This window comes from Enterococcus sp. AZ101 (genome assembly GCF_050499005.1).
Classification (GTDB): Bacteria; Bacillota; Bacilli; order Lactobacillales; family Enterococcaceae; genus Enterococcus_L; species Enterococcus_L ureilyticus.
On sequence record NZ_JBMHEZ010000001.1, the window covers coordinates 1,554,420 to 1,571,879 of the forward strand.

Consider the following 17,460-nt stretch of genomic DNA (forward strand, 5'->3'; position numbering starts at 1 on the left):
AAGGAGTGAAAATTCCGTTGAAATACTCATTATTGAAATTACGCGATAGGTTAGGGAAAGCTTATATTCCGATACTTTTACTCGTTTTCTCTTGTTTTTTATTTGTGATCATGTTTGGCAGTGTTCACCAAAAAAGAGTCGAAATCAAGGAAGGGCAACTTGCTGAAAATACGATTCGAGCAAATAAAAATATTGAAAATACTTACGAAACAGCACAAAAGAAAAAGCTAGCCGCTGAAGCGGTCACACCTGAATACATTTATCAAGAAGACACGGCAGACATTCAACATAAAAGAATTGAAAAATTATTTAAATTGATTACCACTGCAAACGAAAAAACAGATAAAGAGTATGAAGAAAAAAAAGCCAAAGCCAAAAAAGATGAAACAATCCCTAAACCAACAATCGAAGAAAGAGTAGCCAATTTAAAAGCTCAATTCGAATCATTGGATCAAGATGAGGTTTCTTTTTATCAAAAATTTCCCAATGTTTTCTATCAAAATATATTTTCTTTAGATGCTAATCAAATTCAGCAAGTGAAGACAGAGAGCTTAAAAATCGTCGATGAAAAGATGAAAGATCATGTTCGGGAAGCTGATTTGGATTCGATTCGCCAAAATGCAATCGAAAAAATTCAATTTTTAGATGTTACTAGCACGATGCAACAAGAAATTCGCTATATTGTCAATGAAGGAATTGTGGCTAACGATTTTGCCAATGATAAAAAAACCAAAGAAATGCGCCAAAATGCAATGGATGCTGTACCTCCTTCAATGATCTATCAAGGTGAAATCATTGTTCGGGAAGGCACACAAATTGATAGCAAAGCAATGGAAAAACTTGAATTATTAGGAATGACAAATCAGAGTACATCCTTATTTCCAATGGTTGCTTTAGCTCTAGCTATCGTATTACAAATTTTCGTCTTATTGTTTTTTACTAAGCAAGTAACCGAAGAGGGCAGACGTAGACACTTTGTTTTATTTTATGTAGTTGCCATGTCGTTAAGTGTGGTTTTAATGAAGTTTTTCCAAATTTTCCAGAGCGAACAAATGCTGTATATCTCGTTGTTCTTCCCAGCAGCATTTACACCGCTTGTTTTAAATTACTTTGTCAGTAGAAGAGCAGGAGTTCTGGCAGCGGTCTTCCAAGTGATTTTTTCGCTTTTCGTTTTTTATAATTCGATAGGAACGAACTCGTTGACGATCATTCTCGTGAGTTATATGTTTTCTGGTCTACTAGCAACAGTTGTGAAACGAACACGGATTGGTGAACAAGGTTTGATTGCTGTTTTTTGGGTGATCATCTTCCCAGTGAGTTTGGACTTTGTTTTAATGATTTATCAAGGCATGAACTTTTTTGATGGTAAATCATGGACAATGATGATTTGTGCGTTAGCTGGAACGATATTGTCTTTCCTAGCAACAATGGGACTGCATCCTTATATAGAATTGCTCGTAACAGATGACAGTGTGATTATTCTCAATGAATTGAGTAATCCCAATCATCCACTTTTGAAGCAATTACTTGAAGAAGCGCCTGGAACCTACCATCATAGTATGATGGTAGCGAGTTTAAGTGCAAATGCAGTAGCTGAAATCGGTGGACGCTCATTATTAACACGAGTTGCCTGTTACTATCACGACATCGGCAAAATTAAACATGCTAATTTTTTTGTTGAGAATTTACCAGCTGGTGCGGAGAATCCACATAATTTCTTGTTGCCAGAAGATAGCAAACAAATTATTTTTGGTCATGTAATAGATGGAGCTAAAATTTTAGAAGACTATCATATGCCTGAAGTGGTGATCGATATTTGTCGTCAACATCATGGTACGACTTTAATGAAGTTTTTCTACGTTAAAGCTAAGGAACGAAACTCGGATATCTCAGAGAGTGATTTTCGCTATCCAGGACCAAAACCTCAAACAAGAGAAGCTGGAATTGTCAGTATTGCTGATACATGTGAAGCAGCTGTCCGAGCAATGGATAATCCTACAAACGAAAAAATTCATGAATTTGTTCATAATGTGATCCAAGATCGGATTTCTGATGGTCAATTGGACGATTGTGGTTTAACAATGAAAGAGATTCGGATTATTGAAAAGTCACTTATCAATGGATTGTGCAGTACGTTCCATTCAAGAATCAAGTATCCAAAAATGAAATCAGAAGCTGAAGAAATGAAAGATGAACAAGAAAAGAGAGATGACTAATGGATATTTCATTCATTGATGAAACAAATAACCTATCGCAGGATAATTTAGAAGAAGTAGAAAACTTGCTGCAGTTTGCAGCGAGTCATTTGAAAATATCAGATGATACTGAAATGTCTGTGACTTTTATGGACAATTCAGGTATTCAAGTGATAAATAAAGAGTATCGCGGAAAAGATGTCCCTACAGATGTCATTAGTTTTGCTTTGGAAGAAGAAGGGGAGGATGAGGTGCCGATTATTTTTGAAGATGAAGATGCGGCCTTCCCACGAAATCTTGGAGATATCATGATTTCTACTGAACGGGCGGCAGAGCAAGCTCAAGAATACGGGCATTCTTTTGAGCGTGAGCTTGGTTTTTTAGCGGTACATGGATTTTTACATTTAAACGGTTACGATCATATGGAAACAGAAGATGAGAAGGAAATGTTTGGATTACAGAAAGAGATTTTAGACGCCTATGGACTCAAAAGATAAACGGACTGAAAAAAACAAGCACTTCGTAGCATCGTTGGAATTCGCTATACAAGGGATCAAAACGGTGTTTAAAGAGGAACACAATATGCGGACGCATGTTGTTATGGGGATAGTCGCTGTGATTATTGGCTTTGTTTTCCATTTGGCTACTTGGGAATGGTTATGGTTACTCTTGGCGATTTTTCTGGTATTAGTCATGGAGATCATTAATACAGTATTTGAAAATGTTGTCGATATGGTAACAGATTTTCATTTTCATCCGATAGGTAAAAAAGTCAAAGATATGGCGGCCGGCGCAGTACTTTTAACGACAGGATTTGCTGTCGTTGTTGGCTTGCTACTGTTTGTTCCAAAAATTTGGCAAATACTACAAGATTTTTTATAGAGGAGAGACACGATGACAGAAGAACATAAATCCGGATTTGTAGCAATCGTAGGCAGACCGAATGTAGGGAAATCTACATTATTAAACCGTATCGTCGGACAAAAGATTGCGATCATGAGTGATAAAGCACAAACAACAAGGAATAAAATCCAAGGGATTTATACTGTACCACAGGCGCAAATTGTGTTTATTGATACACCTGGTATTCATAAACCAAAACATCGTCTAGGAGATTTTATGGTGGAAACGGCATACAGCGCATTACGTGAAGTCGATGCGACATTATTTATGATTAGTGCTGATCAAAAAAGAGGTAAGGGAGACGATTTCATTATCGAACGTTTAAAAACAATGAATAGTCCAGTCTACTTAGTGATCAACAAAATAGATACCGTTCATCCAGATCAACTTTTGGGAATTATCGACGATTATGCTAGTCAGATGGAGTTTGCTGAGGTTGTACCAATTTCAGCGACTGAAGGAAACAATGTAGATCGTTTGATGGATGTGTTGGTTGATCAAATGCCAGAAGGTCCGCAATATTTCCCAGATGATCAAGTAACAGATCACCCTGAGTATTTTATTGTTTCTGAATTAGTTCGTGAAAAAGTATTATTGCTTACACGCGATGAGATCCCTCATTCTGTTGCGGTAGTGGTTGATTCAATGAAGCGCAATGAAAATGACAAAGTGCATATTCAAGCAACGATCATAGTTGAACGCGACAGTCAAAAAGGAATCATCATTGGAAAAGGCGGAAAGATGCTTAAAATGATCGGTACGAAAGCAAGACAAGACATTGAGCATTTATTAGATGACAAAGTCTATTTAGAGCTTTGGGTAAAAGTTCAAAAAGATTGGCGTGATAAAAAAGTTCATTTACAGGATTTTGGCTATCGTAAAGATGATTATTAAATGAGTTAGTAAGGAACAATTCTGCATCATTGTAGAATTGTTCTTTTATTTCCATCTCTGGTAAACTAAAAGTAAACATCAAGGAGGTGAGCCTATGGCCTTAGGAGAAACAAAAGGAATTATTTTATTTACGAAAGACTACAAGGAAAAAGATAAACTTGTCAAGATTTTTACTGAATCTTTTGGTAAACTAATGTTTTTTGTCAAAGGAGCTCATCGCAAAAACAATCCAATTAGTTCCGCCATTTTACCCTTTACTGAAGCGGTTTACATCGGTGATTTTAGGGAAGATGGGTTATCTTTTTTGAATGGAAGTAAAGAGGTCTATCCACTGAGAATCATTCAAGAGGATATCTTTATAAATGCATATGCGACGTATATTTTAAATTTAGTTGATGCGGCAATTGAAGATCGAACGTACGATCCTAATTTGTACCAATTTGTACAACAAGCACTCAAATTATTAAATGAGAATAAAGATGCAGAGATTGTTACCAATATTTTTGAAATCCAATTGCTAAGTCGTTTTGGCATTTCTCCCGAGTGGAGACATTGTAGTGTTTGCCAACAAACGCAGGGGAAATTTGATTATTCGTCAAAATATAGTGGTGTGTTGTGTGAACGTCATTGGTCACTTGATGATCACCGATACCATGCTGATCCTAGAGCTATTCATTTTATTCGACTTTTCTCATCTGTCTCCTATGATAAAGTGGAAGATATCAATGTTAAATCAGAGACCAAAGCGGCTATTAGAAAAACAATTGATGAATTATACGATGAATATGTTGGAATTCAGCTGAAGAGCAAAAAATTTATTGACCAGATGAAAAGTTGGGAAGATACATTGAAATTACCAATTAGAGAGAAAAAATCTGAAATTGAAGACAATAATTTAACTTGAAATAATGAGATAGTAACAAATAAAACTTCTAGATCACTAAAATAACTGAAAAAGATTTGACAACTTACGCTGCAAAGATTATCATAAAGAAGAATTAAATAAATACGTTGAAAAAGAAGAGTAAAAAGTGAGGCAGTCAGAGCGAGTCTGGAATAGTGAGAGCCAGATACAAGCAACTTTTGAAAGGCGCTTTTGAGTATGATTGAACGAAGCTGCCGATAGTTGATATCGGAAGTAGGGTGGAACCGCGATTATTCGTCCCTATGTCTCTTAGAGACATAGGGACTTTTTTGTTTTTAAAAAACATTGCGCTTTTAACATAAGGAGGATCACAATGGAAAAGAAACTTACTGTACAAGAAATGATTTTAACATTACAAAAATTCTGGTCATCAAATGGTTGCATGCTAATGCAATCTTATGACACAGAAAAAGGAGCAGGAACAATGAGCCCGTACACTTTTTTACGAGCTATCGGACCTGAACCCTGGAATGCAGCTTATGTAGAACCTTCAAGACGTCCAGCAGACGGCCGCTACGGCGAAAACCCAAATCGGTTGTATCAACATCATCAATTCCAAGTGGTTATGAAACCTTCTCCTGAAAATATTCAGGAATTATACTTGGAGAGTTTGGTGTTATTAGGCATTGATCCATTAGCTCATGATATTCGTTTTGTTGAAGACAACTGGGAAAATCCTTCTATGGGCTGTGCTGGTCTGGGATGGGAAGTCTGGCTTGATGGGATGGAAATCACCCAATTTACGTATTTCCAACAAGTTGGTGGTCTAGCTTGTTATCCTGTGACGTCAGAAATCACTTATGGGATCGAGAGACTAGCTTCTTATATTCAAGAAGTTGAAAGTGTATATGATTTAGAATGGACGCATGGGGTCAAATATGGAGAGATTTTTAATCAACCTGAATACGAGCATTCTAAATATTCGTTTGAAATAAGCAATCAAGAAATGTTACTGGAAAATTTTGATAAATTTGAAAAAGAAGCGAAGCGCTGTATTGACGAAAATTTGGTACATCCAGCTTATGACTATATTTTGAAATGTAGTCATACCTTTAATTTATTGGATGCACGTGGTGCGGTATCTGTAACAGAACGTGCTGGATATTTAGCGCGTATCAGAAATTTGGCGAAAGCTGTCGCTAAAATTTTCGTAGCAGAACGTGAAAAACTTGGATTCCCACTACTAAACAAAGAAAATCAAACTACTGAGGAGGCAAACTAACATGGCAAAAGACCTATTACTTGAAATTGGATTGGAAGAAATGCCAGCCCATATTGTCAGCCCAAGTCGTTTACAATTAGAAAATAAAGTAATCGCATTTTTAGATGAAAATAATTTAAGCTATGAAACAGTCCAAAGCTTTTCGACACCACGTCGTCTAGCGATTCGTGTGACACAATTACCAGACCAACAGGCAGATACTCAAGAAGAAGTCAAAGGACCTGCAAAAAAAATTGCACAAGATGCTGAAGGAAATTGGAGTAAAGCAGCTGAGGGATTTGTTAGAGGTCAAGGATTAACGACGGATGCAATCTCGTTTAAAGAATTGAATGGGGTCGAATATGTTTATGTAACAAAACATAATCAAGGGCAAAAAACGATTGATGTATTAGCCGGATTAAAAGATGTAATTACAAGTTTAACTTTTCCAGTTACCATGCATTGGGCTGATTATGATTTTGAATATATACGTCCCATTCATTGGATCGTTGCTTTACTTGATGAGGAAGTCATTCCGTTTTCTATTTTAGATGTGAAAACAGGTAAAAGCATTCGCGGTCATCGCTTCTTAGGTGATGATGTGGTTTTGGACCATTCAAAAGAATACGAAGAAAAATTGAAAGAACAATTTGTGATTGTTGATCCAAACGAAAGAAAAACAATGATCATCGATCAAGCCAATCAACTGGCAGGAAAGAATAATTGGAAACTAGATTTGGATGCTAATTTGTTAGAAGAAGTCAATAACTTAGTGGAATATCCAACCGCGTTTGTCGGTGCATTTGATGAGAAATATTTGTCTGTTCCAGATGAAGTATTAGTCACTTCGATGAAGGAACATCAACGCTATTTTGAGGTTCGAAATGATCAAGGACTATTGCTTCCTTATTTTATCTCTGTAAGAAATGGAGACAGTGTTCACATTGAAAATGTCATTAAAGGCAATGAAAAAGTTTTAATTGCCCGTTTAGAAGATGCGGAATTTTTCTACAGTGAAGATAAAAAATTAACGATTGATGAATGTGTTGAAAAACTGAAACAAGTTACTTTTCACGAAAAAATCGGAACTATTTATGAAAAAATGCAACGTGTAGGAATCATTGGACAAATTATTGGAAAAGAAGTTGGTTTATCAGAAAGTGAATTGACTGATTTAGCACGTGCTTCTGAAATTTATAAATTTGATTTAGTTACAAATATGGTTGGTGAATTTCCAGAATTACAAGGCATCATGGGGGAAACGTATGCATTGCTGCAAGGAGAAAAGCCTGCTGTAGCACAAGCGATTCGTGAACATTATTTACCAGTATCAAGTGACGGTGAGCTTCCGATTTCTGTAATTGGATCGGTATTGGCATTAGCTGATAAATTAGATAGCGTCTTTGCATTTTTTGCAGTAGGTATGATTCCTAGCGGTTCGAATGACCCATATGCACTACGTCGTCAAACCTATGGCGTAATTAGAATCATCGAAAATAAAGGATGGCAGTTCCCATTAGTGCAGCTACAAATGGACATTGATGCAGCAGTTAATGCAGACAATCAAAAATACGGAATTCAATTGACTAGCGGACAAGAGGAGGTAATAGATTTTGTAAAAGCACGATTACGTCAATTATTAATGACCAAAAATGTACGTCATGATGTAATTGATGCTGTCATTTCTTCTGAGCAAAAAGATTTGGCAAAATTATTCTCTTCTGCGACGATTCTGAAAAATCATCTGTTGGATGACGATTTTAGACCTTCGATGGAAGCCTTGACACGAGTGATCAACTTAGCTAAAAAGGGTCGTGAGCTAGTAAACCAAGATAATCCTGTTGATACATCATTATTTGAAAATGAGGTTGAGCAAGCTTTACATCAGGCAGTTAATGAAATTGAAGCAAAATTTACTGAAAATACAATGTCAGAAAATTATCAAGCGTTAGTCGAGTTACGTCCATTGATTGAACGATATTTCGAAGAGACGATGGTGATGGTCGAAGATGAACAGATAAAGGTGAATCGTTTGAAAGAACTCAATCGAATTGCTAAAATGGCTTTATCATTAGCAAGTCTTGATCTGTTGATTGTAAAATAATAAAAAAAGGGGAAGGGGGAGTTCCACGGTTAGAAGTAGCGAACTCGCCCTTTTTCATACTCAGAAGATAGTAGTCTAAATAAACCTCAAGCAAGATCTTTTCATCATTCTTTAAATCATGGTACGATTACCTTATCGATTGATAAGGTGATCGTGCCATATTTTTAGTTGGAGGGAATACTATGATTAATTATTTGAAATTATTTAGCATTGCAGCAGTTTCTTTGTTAGTACTTGATTTTGCTTGGTTACTTTTGATTGCCAAAAAAATGTATCAAGAGCATTTAGGTGGTTTGTTAGGTCAAACAAAACTAATTCCAGCAGCCCTGTTCTAAATTTTGTATCTTATCGGGATACTCTTTTTCATTGTTTATCCCGCACTTGAAAAAAATAGTTTGTCATATGCGTTGTCGGCGGGCGCTTTTTTAGGGCTATTATGTTATGGCACCTACGATTTAACGAATCTTGCAACAATCAAAGATTGCCATATTTAATCACAAGTATTGACCTAGTCTGGGGAGCATTCGTGACTGCTGCTACAAGTGGGATCACCTTTTTTACAGCACAAACTTTTAATTGGAGGTAAGTGCTTTATGCAAGCGAATAAGGAGCAGATGATTGATTACGATAAGTTGTTGTTTGCGGTACATCAAGGTGCGATCCAGTTGACAAATGGAAAGCAAGAATTAAACCAAATCAATGTTTATCCAGTATCAGATGGAGATACTGGAAGCAATTTAGCTTCTTTGATGCAAACGATCATTGAAGAAACAAAAGCGCGTTCAACTTCGATGACGGATGTTTTTGAAAAAATTGCTGAAGCCTCTTTATTAGGTGCTCAAGGAAATTCTGGCATTATTTTTGCGCAGTATTTTAATGGGATTTATAATCATCTATTGCTTTTAGAGGAGAAAAATTCTGTTCGCAGTTTCATAAAAAGTGTAAAATCAGCTGTTAATGAAGCCTATCAGGCAATTGAAAATCCAGTTGAAGGAACGATCATCACGGTTATTAGGTCTTGGGCTGAAGCGCTTGATAGAAGCGAACAGATGACAAGTTTGGAGAATAGCCTACCAACGGCGCTCGCTGAAGCCAAAATAGCGCTTGACAGCACAACTGGACAATTAAAAATTCTACAAAAAAATCAAGTAGTGGATGCTGGAGCAAAAGGATTTTATCTTTTTATTGAAGGATTTACTAGTGCTTTTGTCGATCATACGACAGTTCCTCAATCAACAATAGGTTCAAATGATGCAATAAATATAAGCATTTCTAAAACAGAACACATATATAACTCAGAACCTGCTTATAGTTTTTGTACAGAAGTTTTATTAGAGAATGTTACTCAAACAAAACAAGAAATACAAAAAGGATTAAGTGTGTATGGTGATTCACTCATTATTGCTGTCAATCGTGAGAAAGCTAGAATCCATATCCATTCCAATGAACCTGATCAAGTATTAAATTATTTAAGCCAGATTGGGCAACCTATTCAGCAAAAAGCAGATGATATGTTGTTACAATATCAAGTCAATCAACATAAAAAAGCTTCTATCGCTTTAGTTACAGATTCAGTTGCAGACTTGCCAGCTGATTATTTATTGGACAATCAAATTCATGACTTACCGATGAATATCTTACTTGAGGATACAAGGTACATTGATAAAATAACGATTCAAAGTAGTCAGTTTTTTAAATGAACAAAAAACAAGGAGCAAGAGCAACGAGTTCTCAGCCAACAATGAAAACAGTAGAGAATCTTTTTCTTTTTTAGAAACAAAATACGAGTCGATTTTAGTGATTACAGTAGCTCAAAAACTAAGTGGTACTTTTCAAATGGTCAAAGAAGTTGCTAGAAAAATCTCTAAAAAAAATACAAAGGTAGAGGTGATTGATTCTAAGCAAAATTTTGCTGCACAAGGGCTACTAGTAATGAATGCCAATGAGTTGTTTTAATTTATTTTACGACATTATTTTTTTAGCACAGTATCTTCACAACAATTCTATAGTCGATTTAGCATGAGGCCTGGGTTTTGTTATCGTAGCTATAACAGGGTATTTACTGATGCCTGACAAGACTTTAACAAGTATGATTATTTTAGTTTTAGTAGCAATCTGGGGTATCCGTTTATTTTTACATTTAGCGAAACGAAATATTGGCAAACCAGAGGATTTTCGATATGTAAATATGAGAAAGCGTTGGGGCAAACATTTTGCAAGGCTAAAAGCCTATCTAAATGTATTTGTGCTACAAGGGGTTCTTTTACTTGTTGTTTCAATGCCGATTCTTTTTACAATGACTAGTTCAGCTACAAATTTTTATTGGTGGAATAGTATGGGAGTTATAGTTTGGTTCATTGGTTTTGGTTTTGAAACGATTGGCGATTATGAGTTGACACAGTTTAAAAAAGATCATCGAAATCAAGGCAAACTTTTAACGACAGGTGTGTGGTCTGTCACGAGAAATCCAAATTATTTTGGTGAAGCATTTAGTTGGTGGGGCATTTTTCTTATAAGCCTGAATGAATTGCGTAATTTGTGGGGAATTATTGGACCAATTACAATCACATTGTTACTGTTGTTTGTATCAGGGGTTCCGTTATTAGAGAAAAAGTACAAGAACCGTCCTGATTTTATTGACTATGCAAGTAAAACACTAAAGGTTGTTCCATTTATTGAAAAAAAAGGTTTATAAAAGGAGGAATAGATAATGAACAAAGAAGATTCTAGTATTGCAAAATGGTTGGTTACACTCAGCTATATTATTATGCTGGGTACAAATGCAGCGGCTGTTTTATTACCATTGAATGGCTTAACAACGCAAGAGGTATCAGACACATATCCGAACTTATTTGCACCAGCAGGATTAACCTTTGCAATTTGGTCAGTCATTTACTTATTCTTAGGTGCTTTTGTGGTGTATCAATGGTTAAAACCAGCTGCTGGCTCATTTTTTTCAGATCAAAAGAACCGTAAAACGTTAAGACTGACATTTATTCTTTCTTCCATATTAAATAGTCTTTGGCTATTTGCGTGGCAGTATCTTCAAATTGACTTGTCAGTTATCATTATGTTAGGACTTTTGGGTGTATTGATTTACATCAATCATTTATTGGCTAAAATGTCTTTCAAAGTAATTGGTTTTATTTGTGTAAGAGTGCCGTTTGGTATTTATTTTGGCTGGATCACCATTGCAACAATTGCAAATATCACAGCCTTTTTAGTTGATAAAGAAATACCGCTTTTTCAAAATAATCAAGTGTTGTGGACAGTCATTATTTTACTTGTCGGATTAGTCATTATTAGTACAACAATCCTTCGTAATCATAATATAGCTTATGGCTTAGCAACTCTGTGGGCTTATTATGGTATTTTGCTAAAACATCAGGCAGCAGATGGCTGGAATAGTAAATACCCAATGATCATCACAACAGTTATTATCAGTTTGGTGATCATAGTAGTTGTTTGTTTGTACGAAGTAGTGCAAGAAATAAAAAATCAAAAGAATGTTATCTGATATATGTTTCTGCTACTATTTCTGTTAAAATAGTGAAGAAATCAACTATAGGTGGCTAGGTAATGGAGAAAGAAACGAAAAATACGCGAACTAAGATTATTCAAGTAGCAACACGATTATTTATGGATAATGGGTATCAAAGTACTTCAACAAGACAAATTGCGCAATTAGCTGAGGTAACGCAACCCAATTTATATCATCATTTTAAAAATAAGGAAGAGGTATACGTGGGGGTTATTGAAGCGTTATTAAGTGATGTGAATAAAGAATTAGTGGAAATTGTTGGAAATCAGGCACTGGATACTATTAGTAAATTAACCGAATTTGCCGAGTGTTTAAAAACAAAACATCCCTTTGATTTTGACTTGATGATGCATGATTTTAAAACTAAATTAACGGAAGATACTCAACTTAAATTGTTTGTACTGTGGAACAAATCTTATAAAGCTCCGTTGTTACAACTGTTTGAAGAAAGTGATTTTTCGATCCGAAGAGGATTATCAACAGAAATGATAACAACACATTTTCTTAATACATTGTCTCCCTATATTAAAACAGAGCAACGCAATCATGCGTTGTCTATTGCTCAAGTTGTAGATTTTTTTATTTATGGCGTCTCATCAAAAAGTAACTAAAAGCAGAAACGATCACATATGCTATCAGTGATCGTTTCTGCTTTTAGTTTATCTATTTTGTTGTTTTCCAGCATTTCTGCCTTTTTTTGATGTATTTTTTTTCGTTGCGCTATTTTCAACTGTTTTTCTTTCTGTAGGTGTTACATCTTTACGAGGTGTAATCACTTGTTTCGGCGGATTTTGTTTTAATTCTTCCGCTACTTGGGCTTTAATTCTTGGCTTCAAGAATTGATTTGTGATCAATGTTTGGATACTACTGAAAATCCCGCCGACTACCCAATACAAAGTGACACCAGCTGGAGAACTGATTGACATGAAGACAATCATTAATGGAGATACAATCAACATTGATTTCATTGTTTTCTTTTGTTCTTCAGGAATGCCAATAGTCGAAAGATATCCTTGAATCAAATAAGCAACACCAGCTAAAACGACAAATATAATACTCGGTTGCCCAAGATTGACACCTAAAAAGGAAGCGTCACTAATTCCTTGAGTATAACGAGCTGCAAAGAATAAGGCAGAGAAAATAGGCATTTGAATTAATAATGGTAGACAGCCAATTCCGCCCATCATACTCATGTTGTTTTCTTTGTAAACTTGCTGCATTTCAGCCTGAGCTTGCATTTGTTCTTCACGAGTCGTTGCTTCTTTCACTTTTGCTTGGGCCGCATCAATTTGAGGTTTGATGGCTTGCATTTTTTCTGTTTGGATCATACTTTTCTTGGATTGATTCAATCCTAAAGGCATGATGATCAAGCGCACAATGATCGTGATAAAGATGATTGCCCAGCCATAATTCCAATCGAAATTATCAACGAGGTATGTAATCATATTACTCATTGGTTTTACTAAAAAATTATAGATGATTCCTTCACCTGTTGGCTGACCATCTGATCCTGTTTTTACACATCCAGATAAAAATAGAGCTAAAGTGAATAGACCGGAACCGAGAAGCCACTTATTTAATTTTCTCATTTTATTCTTTCCTTTTCTAAAAAATTTGCACAAGGTTAACTATACTTGAAAAAGCGTTTTTTTTCAATAAAAATCAGAAGAATCCGTCTCAAGACTGAGTAAGATTCTTCTTCATCGAAATCAATTTGTTACTTTGAAGCTAGTATAGTCTTCCATCATTGGGACTTCTTGAATGTCTACATAAGTCACTCGACCGGCTGGGCTTGGAGAATCTTTAATTTTTTGGATAAACGTAATCATAGAAGCATCTTCACCCATAGATTCGATAGAAACGGAACCATCTTCTTCATTGCAAACAGTACCATAAATACCTAACTCATCCGCAACCATTTTAGTCATATAGCGAAAACCAACTCCTTGAACTCGTCCTTGCACATTCATGCGCACTTTTCTCATTGTTCGTACACCTCGCTTTTAATTAAATCAATAATAGCGATTTTTTGATCATCTGGCAAGTAAAACTAGTCATTGTTTGATGGTCAAAAGTCGTGATATAATAGGCAAGTGAGGTGTAATAATGAAAGAAATTCTGTCTACTAAAAATACAATAGTGAAAGAACTCAAAAAATTAAAAATAAAAAAACATCGAGAAGCACAAAAGCGCTATCTAATTGAAGGATTTCATTTAGTTGAAGAAGCAGTCAAGGCGGACGCTGAGATTGAATGGATATTGTGTAGTCGGCGGGGGATAGAAGAATGGTCTAAGTGGGTTTTTACACATGAGGATGAACGCTTTTTACTTGTTACTGAGGAGATACTATCGTCACTTTCTGAAGTCCCAACACCACAGGGGATGATGGCGGTAGTAAAAATGCCTAATGTAGAAACGACATTAGGCTATTCTGGTCGCTGGTTGCTGTTGGATAATGTTCAAGATCCAGGCAATGTAGGAACGATGATTCGAACAGCAGACGCAGCTGGAATGACAGGTGTCATTTTAGGTGATGGGAGTGCTGATATTTATAATACAAAAGTGTTACGGGCCATGCAGGGAAGTAATTACCATCTACCAATTTTCCAGTTACCTCTTAAAACAATTGTGGATCAATTTAAGCAACATGACGTTCCAGTTTTTGGGACGGAACTGAATAAACGTGCAGTAAGCTACCAAACATTACCAGGCCAGAAACAGTATGCTTTGATCATGGGAAATGAAGGAAAAGGTGTTTCAGCAGAGCTATTAACAATGGTGGACCAATCGATTTACATTCCAATTATCGGAGAAGCTGAATCGTTAAATGTTGCGATTGCGGCAGGTATTTTAATGTATCATTTTTTACACAATAAAATTGAATAAAAAATGTGATCGAAAGCCTTATAATACTGCAATCGGTAAAGAATAATCAGAGCATCGCTGCTAGGTTATTATACTGAAACATGACTTAAATCAAATACGTTAAAGTTGAAAGAAACAATATGAAAAAAACATTGCTAATGTTATGGGTGTTGCCATCATTGTTAATTGTAACAGCTTGAAGCCAGCAAACAGAAACTAAGACAAGCGAAAACACTTCACACACATAAGAAAGTGCAAAAAAAGAAGCAAGTCACTCTGATTACGATGCGCATGAAGAATGGGAACAAGTTACAGAAAAAATGCGGTACCTAATTGATATTCCAGCATCAGTAGCATAAGACATGATTGATCAAGGAAACATCATTCTAGAGTACAATTCGTAAATCACAAAAGTAAAAAAATGATATAGTATCCAACTTACTAACTCTGGTACTGCTCTCATCAATCAGCGTACTTTGTTAATCAGGCCCAAGATGGGCGCATTGTTGTAATTGGTGTTTTTTTGAATAAAGTAAGGAAAATAAAGGTTTTTAAGAAGTTTTAGATGACGTGAAAAATCAAACTGACGATGAAATCACTGATATTCAAACCATGTTTCCTGATAATAAAAATTACTATTACTATAGATAGACTGCTAGTGGATTTTTAGAAATTGTCGGAACAATTTTAGTATTCTGCCCCTTTCTTTTTCGTTGCGCATCATAGCGAGTGTGAAAAAAATAACGGAATCAAAAAAAAGACTTTTTTATTGTTGAATTATTTCTTAGAGTAAGTTATACTAGTTAACGGTGTGAAAACACTAAATCCACATCCAGATTTGATTTGTAAGGCGGTGCTACTGTTAGTAGTTCCTTATAAAAACGAGAACTGGAGAGGGAACAAATAAAAACCAAATTGGAGGAAACAACCCATGGCAGTAATTTCTATGAAACAATTACTAGAAGCCGGCGTACACTTTGGACACCAAACTCGTCGCTGGAACCCAAAAATGAAGAAATACATCTTCACAGAAAGAAACGGAATCTACATCATTGACTTGCAAAAAACAGTTAAATTAGTAGATGCTGCTTACGATTACATGAAAAATGTTGCTGAAGACGGCGGCGTTGCATTATTCGTAGGAACTAAAAAGCAAGCACAAGAAGCGATCAAAGACGAAGCGATTCGTTCAGGTCAATATTTCGTAAACCACCGTTGGTTAGGTGGAACCTTAACAAACTGGGATACAATCCAAAAACGTATCAAACGTTTGAAAGATATCAATAAAATGGAAGAAGACGGAACTTTTGAAGTCCTTCCTAAAAAAGAAGTTGTTGGTTTAAACAAACAACGTGAACGTCTTGAAAAATTCTTAGGTGGTATCCAAGATATGCCCAGAATTCCAGATGTAATGTACATCGTTGACCCGCGTAAAGAACGCATTGCGGTTCAAGAAGCTCAAAAATTGAACATCCCAATCGTAGCGATGGTTGATACTAACTGTGATCCAGATGAAATCGATGTAGTAATTCCATCGAATGATGATGCAATTCGTGCGGTTAAATTGATCACTGCTAAAATGGCTGATGCTTTCATCGAAGGAAACCAAGGTGAAGATCAAGCTGTAGAAGAAATCTTTGTTGAAGAAGCTCCTGAAGCTGCAACTTCAATCGAAGAAATCGTTGATGTTGTTGAAGGCAGCAACGATTCAGCAGAATAATTTAAAATAACGGAGCTGTCTCGAAGGCTAGGCGAAAAAAGCCTGATTCTCCTTTGAGATAGCTTTTTTTAAACGGATTTTAGAATTTAAATCGTCTAGCTTCATGAGCTAGCCTTTCGGGAAAAAGACTGGACGAGCTTATTCAGCTTTCAAAACTTAGGAGGAACAAAAAATGGCAGATATTTCAGCAAAATTAGTAAAAGAACTACGCGACATGACTGGTGTCGGTATGATGGATGCAAAAAGAGCATTAGTAGAAGTAGAAGGTAACATGGAAGCAGCTGTTGATTACCTACGTGAAAAAGGTATGGCTAAAGCCGCTAAGAAAAATGACCGTGTAGCAGCTGAAGGTTTAGCAAACGTTGCTTCAAACGGTAACTTTGCAGCAATCGTTGAAGTAAACTCTGAAACTGACTTTGTTTCTAAAAACGAAATGTTCCAAGACTTAGTTAAAAAAATTGCAACTGAAATTGCGACGAACAAACCAGCGAACATGGAAGAAGCATTAGCGCTTAAAACAGATAAAGGAACTTTAGAAACTGAATTGATCGAAGCTACAACTGTTATTGGTGAAAAAATCAGTTTCCGTCGTTTCGAATTGGTTGAAAAAGATGATAATGCAGCATTTGGTGCTTATTTACACATGGGCGGACGTATTGCAGTATTGACTGTATTAGAAGGCACAACTGACGAAGAAGTTGCAAAAGACGTAGCAATGCACGTAGCTGCCATCAATCCTCGTTATGTAAACGAATCTCAAATTCCTCAAGAAGAATTAGAGCACGAAAAAGCGATTCTTTCTGAACAAGCACTAAACGAAGGCAAACCAGCGAATATCGTTGAAAAAATGGTTGTCGGACGTTTAAACAAATTCAAAGCTGAAATTTCATTAGTGGATCAACCATTCGTAAAAGATCCTGATATGACTGTTGAAAAATATGTTGCTTCTAAAGGTGCAACTGTTAAATCATTTATCCGCTTTGAAGTTGGCGAAGGAATCGAAAAACGTGAAGATAACTTTGCTGATGAAGTAATGAGCCAAATTAAAAAATAAATCTGTTACTTGTGTAACAGTTGGGAACGCATTGAGATGCGCTCCCTTTTTTTAGGCA

17 protein-coding genes and 1 pseudogene are annotated in these 17,460 nt (G+C 35.9%); 16 read left to right on the forward strand and 2 right to left on the reverse strand.

From position 1 onward, the window contains the following. Positions 1-17: 17 nt before the first annotated feature. The 13 genes and pseudogenes from IGJ50_RS07400 (at position 18) to IGJ50_RS07460 (ending at position 12,374) form a co-directional block, all read left to right on the forward strand. Positions 18-2,216 (forward strand): HD family phosphohydrolase, encoded by a 2,199-nt coding sequence (locus tag IGJ50_RS07400; protein ID WP_069640771.1) that lies wholly within the window; start codon positions 18-20, stop codon positions 2,214-2,216. Continuing rightward, on the forward strand, positions 2,216-2,692 hold the full coding sequence (ybeY, locus tag IGJ50_RS07405) for an rRNA maturation RNase YbeY (RefSeq protein ID WP_429949694.1): 477 nt from the start codon (positions 2,216-2,218) through the stop codon (positions 2,690-2,692). The genes IGJ50_RS07400 and ybeY overlap by 1 nt, the downstream gene beginning before the upstream one ends. Beyond that, a complete protein-coding gene (locus tag IGJ50_RS07410) occupies positions 2,676-3,077 on the forward strand; it encodes a diacylglycerol kinase family protein (protein WP_204638592.1) in 402 nt (133 codons plus the stop codon). The genes ybeY and IGJ50_RS07410 overlap by 17 nt, the downstream gene beginning before the upstream one ends. Before the next feature lie 12 nt (positions 3,078-3,089). Next, on the forward strand, positions 3,090-3,992 hold the full coding sequence (gene era / locus IGJ50_RS07415; RefSeq protein ID WP_207121819.1) for a GTPase Era: 903 nt from the start codon (positions 3,090-3,092) through the stop codon (positions 3,990-3,992). A gap of 94 nt (positions 3,993-4,086) precedes the next feature. Next, entirely contained in the window at positions 4,087-4,896 is an 810-nt protein-coding gene (gene recO, locus IGJ50_RS07420; RefSeq protein WP_429949696.1) for a DNA repair protein RecO, read from the forward strand. A gap of 334 nt (positions 4,897-5,230) precedes the next feature. After that, entirely contained in the window at positions 5,231-6,139 is a 909-nt protein-coding gene (gene glyQ, locus IGJ50_RS07425) for a glycine--tRNA ligase subunit alpha (protein WP_207121821.1), read from the forward strand. Position 6,140: 1 nt separating this feature from the next. Then, positions 6,141-8,222 (forward strand): glycine--tRNA ligase subunit beta, encoded by a 2,082-nt coding sequence (gene glyS / locus IGJ50_RS07430; protein ID WP_429949698.1) that lies wholly within the window; start codon positions 6,141-6,143, stop codon positions 8,220-8,222. Between the two features lie 182 nt (positions 8,223-8,404). Next, positions 8,405-8,808 (forward strand): annotated as a pseudogene (locus IGJ50_RS07435) (DUF2177 family protein). 7 nt (positions 8,809-8,815) lie between these two features. Then, on the forward strand, positions 8,816-9,922 hold the full coding sequence (locus IGJ50_RS07440) for a DegV family protein (protein ID WP_429949700.1): 1,107 nt from the start codon (positions 8,816-8,818) through the stop codon (positions 9,920-9,922). Between the two features lie 97 nt (positions 9,923-10,019). Continuing rightward, a complete protein-coding gene (locus IGJ50_RS07445) occupies positions 10,020-10,178 on the forward strand; it encodes a DegV family protein (protein WP_340689707.1) in 159 nt (52 codons plus the stop codon). 109 nt (positions 10,179-10,287) lie between these two features. Then, positions 10,288-10,917 carry a DUF1295 domain-containing protein gene (locus tag IGJ50_RS07450; RefSeq protein WP_429949701.1) on the forward strand — a complete coding sequence of 210 codons (630 nt, stop codon included), beginning with the start codon at positions 10,288-10,290 and terminating at the stop codon, positions 10,915-10,917. Positions 10,918-10,932: 15 nt separating this feature from the next. Further along, a complete protein-coding gene (locus tag IGJ50_RS07455) occupies positions 10,933-11,739 on the forward strand; it encodes a tryptophan-rich sensory protein (protein WP_207121823.1) in 807 nt (268 codons plus the stop codon). Positions 11,740-11,801: 62 nt separating this feature from the next. Beyond that, complete coding sequence (locus IGJ50_RS07460) at positions 11,802-12,374, forward strand: TetR/AcrR family transcriptional regulator (RefSeq protein ID WP_207121824.1); 573 nt, start codon at positions 11,802-11,804, stop codon at positions 12,372-12,374. Positions 12,375-12,422: 48 nt separating this feature from the next. Here IGJ50_RS07460 and yidC read toward each other — a convergent pair whose 3' ends face one another. Continuing rightward, positions 12,423-13,352 (reverse strand): membrane protein insertase YidC, encoded by a 930-nt coding sequence (gene yidC / locus IGJ50_RS07465; RefSeq protein WP_207120285.1) that lies wholly within the window; start codon positions 13,350-13,352, stop codon positions 12,423-12,425. A gap of 120 nt (positions 13,353-13,472) precedes the next feature. Continuing rightward, positions 13,473-13,748, reverse strand: coding sequence for an acylphosphatase (locus IGJ50_RS07470; protein ID WP_069640759.1), 276 nt, complete (start codon positions 13,746-13,748; stop codon positions 13,473-13,475). Positions 13,749-13,869: 121 nt separating this feature from the next. Between IGJ50_RS07470 and IGJ50_RS07475 the strand changes: the two genes are divergently transcribed. The 3 genes from IGJ50_RS07475 (at position 13,870) to tsf (ending at position 17,402) form a co-directional block, all read left to right on the forward strand. Beyond that, complete coding sequence (locus IGJ50_RS07475; protein WP_429949704.1) at positions 13,870-14,649, forward strand: TrmH family RNA methyltransferase; 780 nt, start codon at positions 13,870-13,872, stop codon at positions 14,647-14,649. 910 nt (positions 14,650-15,559) lie between these two features. Further along, positions 15,560-16,348: a 30S ribosomal protein S2 gene (gene rpsB, locus IGJ50_RS07480; RefSeq protein WP_069640757.1), complete on the forward strand. Its 789-nt coding sequence runs from the start codon at positions 15,560-15,562 to the stop codon at positions 16,346-16,348. Positions 16,349-16,520: 172 nt separating this feature from the next. Then, positions 16,521-17,402 carry a translation elongation factor Ts gene (gene tsf, locus IGJ50_RS07485; protein WP_069640756.1) on the forward strand — a complete coding sequence of 294 codons (882 nt, stop codon included), beginning with the start codon at positions 16,521-16,523 and terminating at the stop codon, positions 17,400-17,402. Positions 17,403-17,460: the final 58 nt, after the last annotated feature.

Bases quoted from the DNA above. Each gene is read 5' to 3' on its own strand.
- rpsB (WP_069640757.1), top strand. From the start codon at position 15,560: ATGGCAGTAATTTCTATGAAACAATTACTAGAAGCCGGCGTACACTTT.
- IGJ50_RS07470 (WP_069640759.1), bottom strand. From the start codon at position 13,748: ATGAGAAAAGTGCGCATGAATGTGCAAGGACGAGTTCAAGGAGTTGGT.
- tsf (WP_069640756.1), top strand. From the start codon at position 16,521: ATGGCAGATATTTCAGCAAAATTAGTAAAAGAACTACGCGACATGACT.
- IGJ50_RS07410 (WP_204638592.1), top strand. From the start codon at position 2,676: ATGGACTCAAAAGATAAACGGACTGAAAAAAACAAGCACTTCGTAGCA.
- IGJ50_RS07440 (WP_429949700.1), top strand. From the start codon at position 8,816: ATGCAAGCGAATAAGGAGCAGATGATTGATTACGATAAGTTGTTGTTT.
- ybeY (WP_429949694.1), top strand. From the start codon at position 2,216: ATGGATATTTCATTCATTGATGAAACAAATAACCTATCGCAGGATAAT.
- recO (WP_429949696.1), top strand. From the start codon at position 4,087: ATGGCCTTAGGAGAAACAAAAGGAATTATTTTATTTACGAAAGACTAC.
- IGJ50_RS07450 (WP_429949701.1), top strand. From the start codon at position 10,288: ATGCCTGACAAGACTTTAACAAGTATGATTATTTTAGTTTTAGTAGCA.
- era (WP_207121819.1), top strand. From the start codon at position 3,090: ATGACAGAAGAACATAAATCCGGATTTGTAGCAATCGTAGGCAGACCG.
- glyQ (WP_207121821.1), top strand. From the start codon at position 5,231: ATGGAAAAGAAACTTACTGTACAAGAAATGATTTTAACATTACAAAAA.
- yidC (WP_207120285.1), bottom strand. From the start codon at position 13,352: ATGAGAAAATTAAATAAGTGGCTTCTCGGTTCCGGTCTATTCACTTTA.
- IGJ50_RS07460 (WP_207121824.1), top strand. From the start codon at position 11,802: ATGGAGAAAGAAACGAAAAATACGCGAACTAAGATTATTCAAGTAGCA.
- IGJ50_RS07475 (WP_429949704.1), top strand. From the start codon at position 13,870: ATGAAAGAAATTCTGTCTACTAAAAATACAATAGTGAAAGAACTCAAA.
- glyS (WP_429949698.1), top strand. From the start codon at position 6,141: ATGGCAAAAGACCTATTACTTGAAATTGGATTGGAAGAAATGCCAGCC.
- IGJ50_RS07455 (WP_207121823.1), top strand. From the start codon at position 10,933: ATGAACAAAGAAGATTCTAGTATTGCAAAATGGTTGGTTACACTCAGC.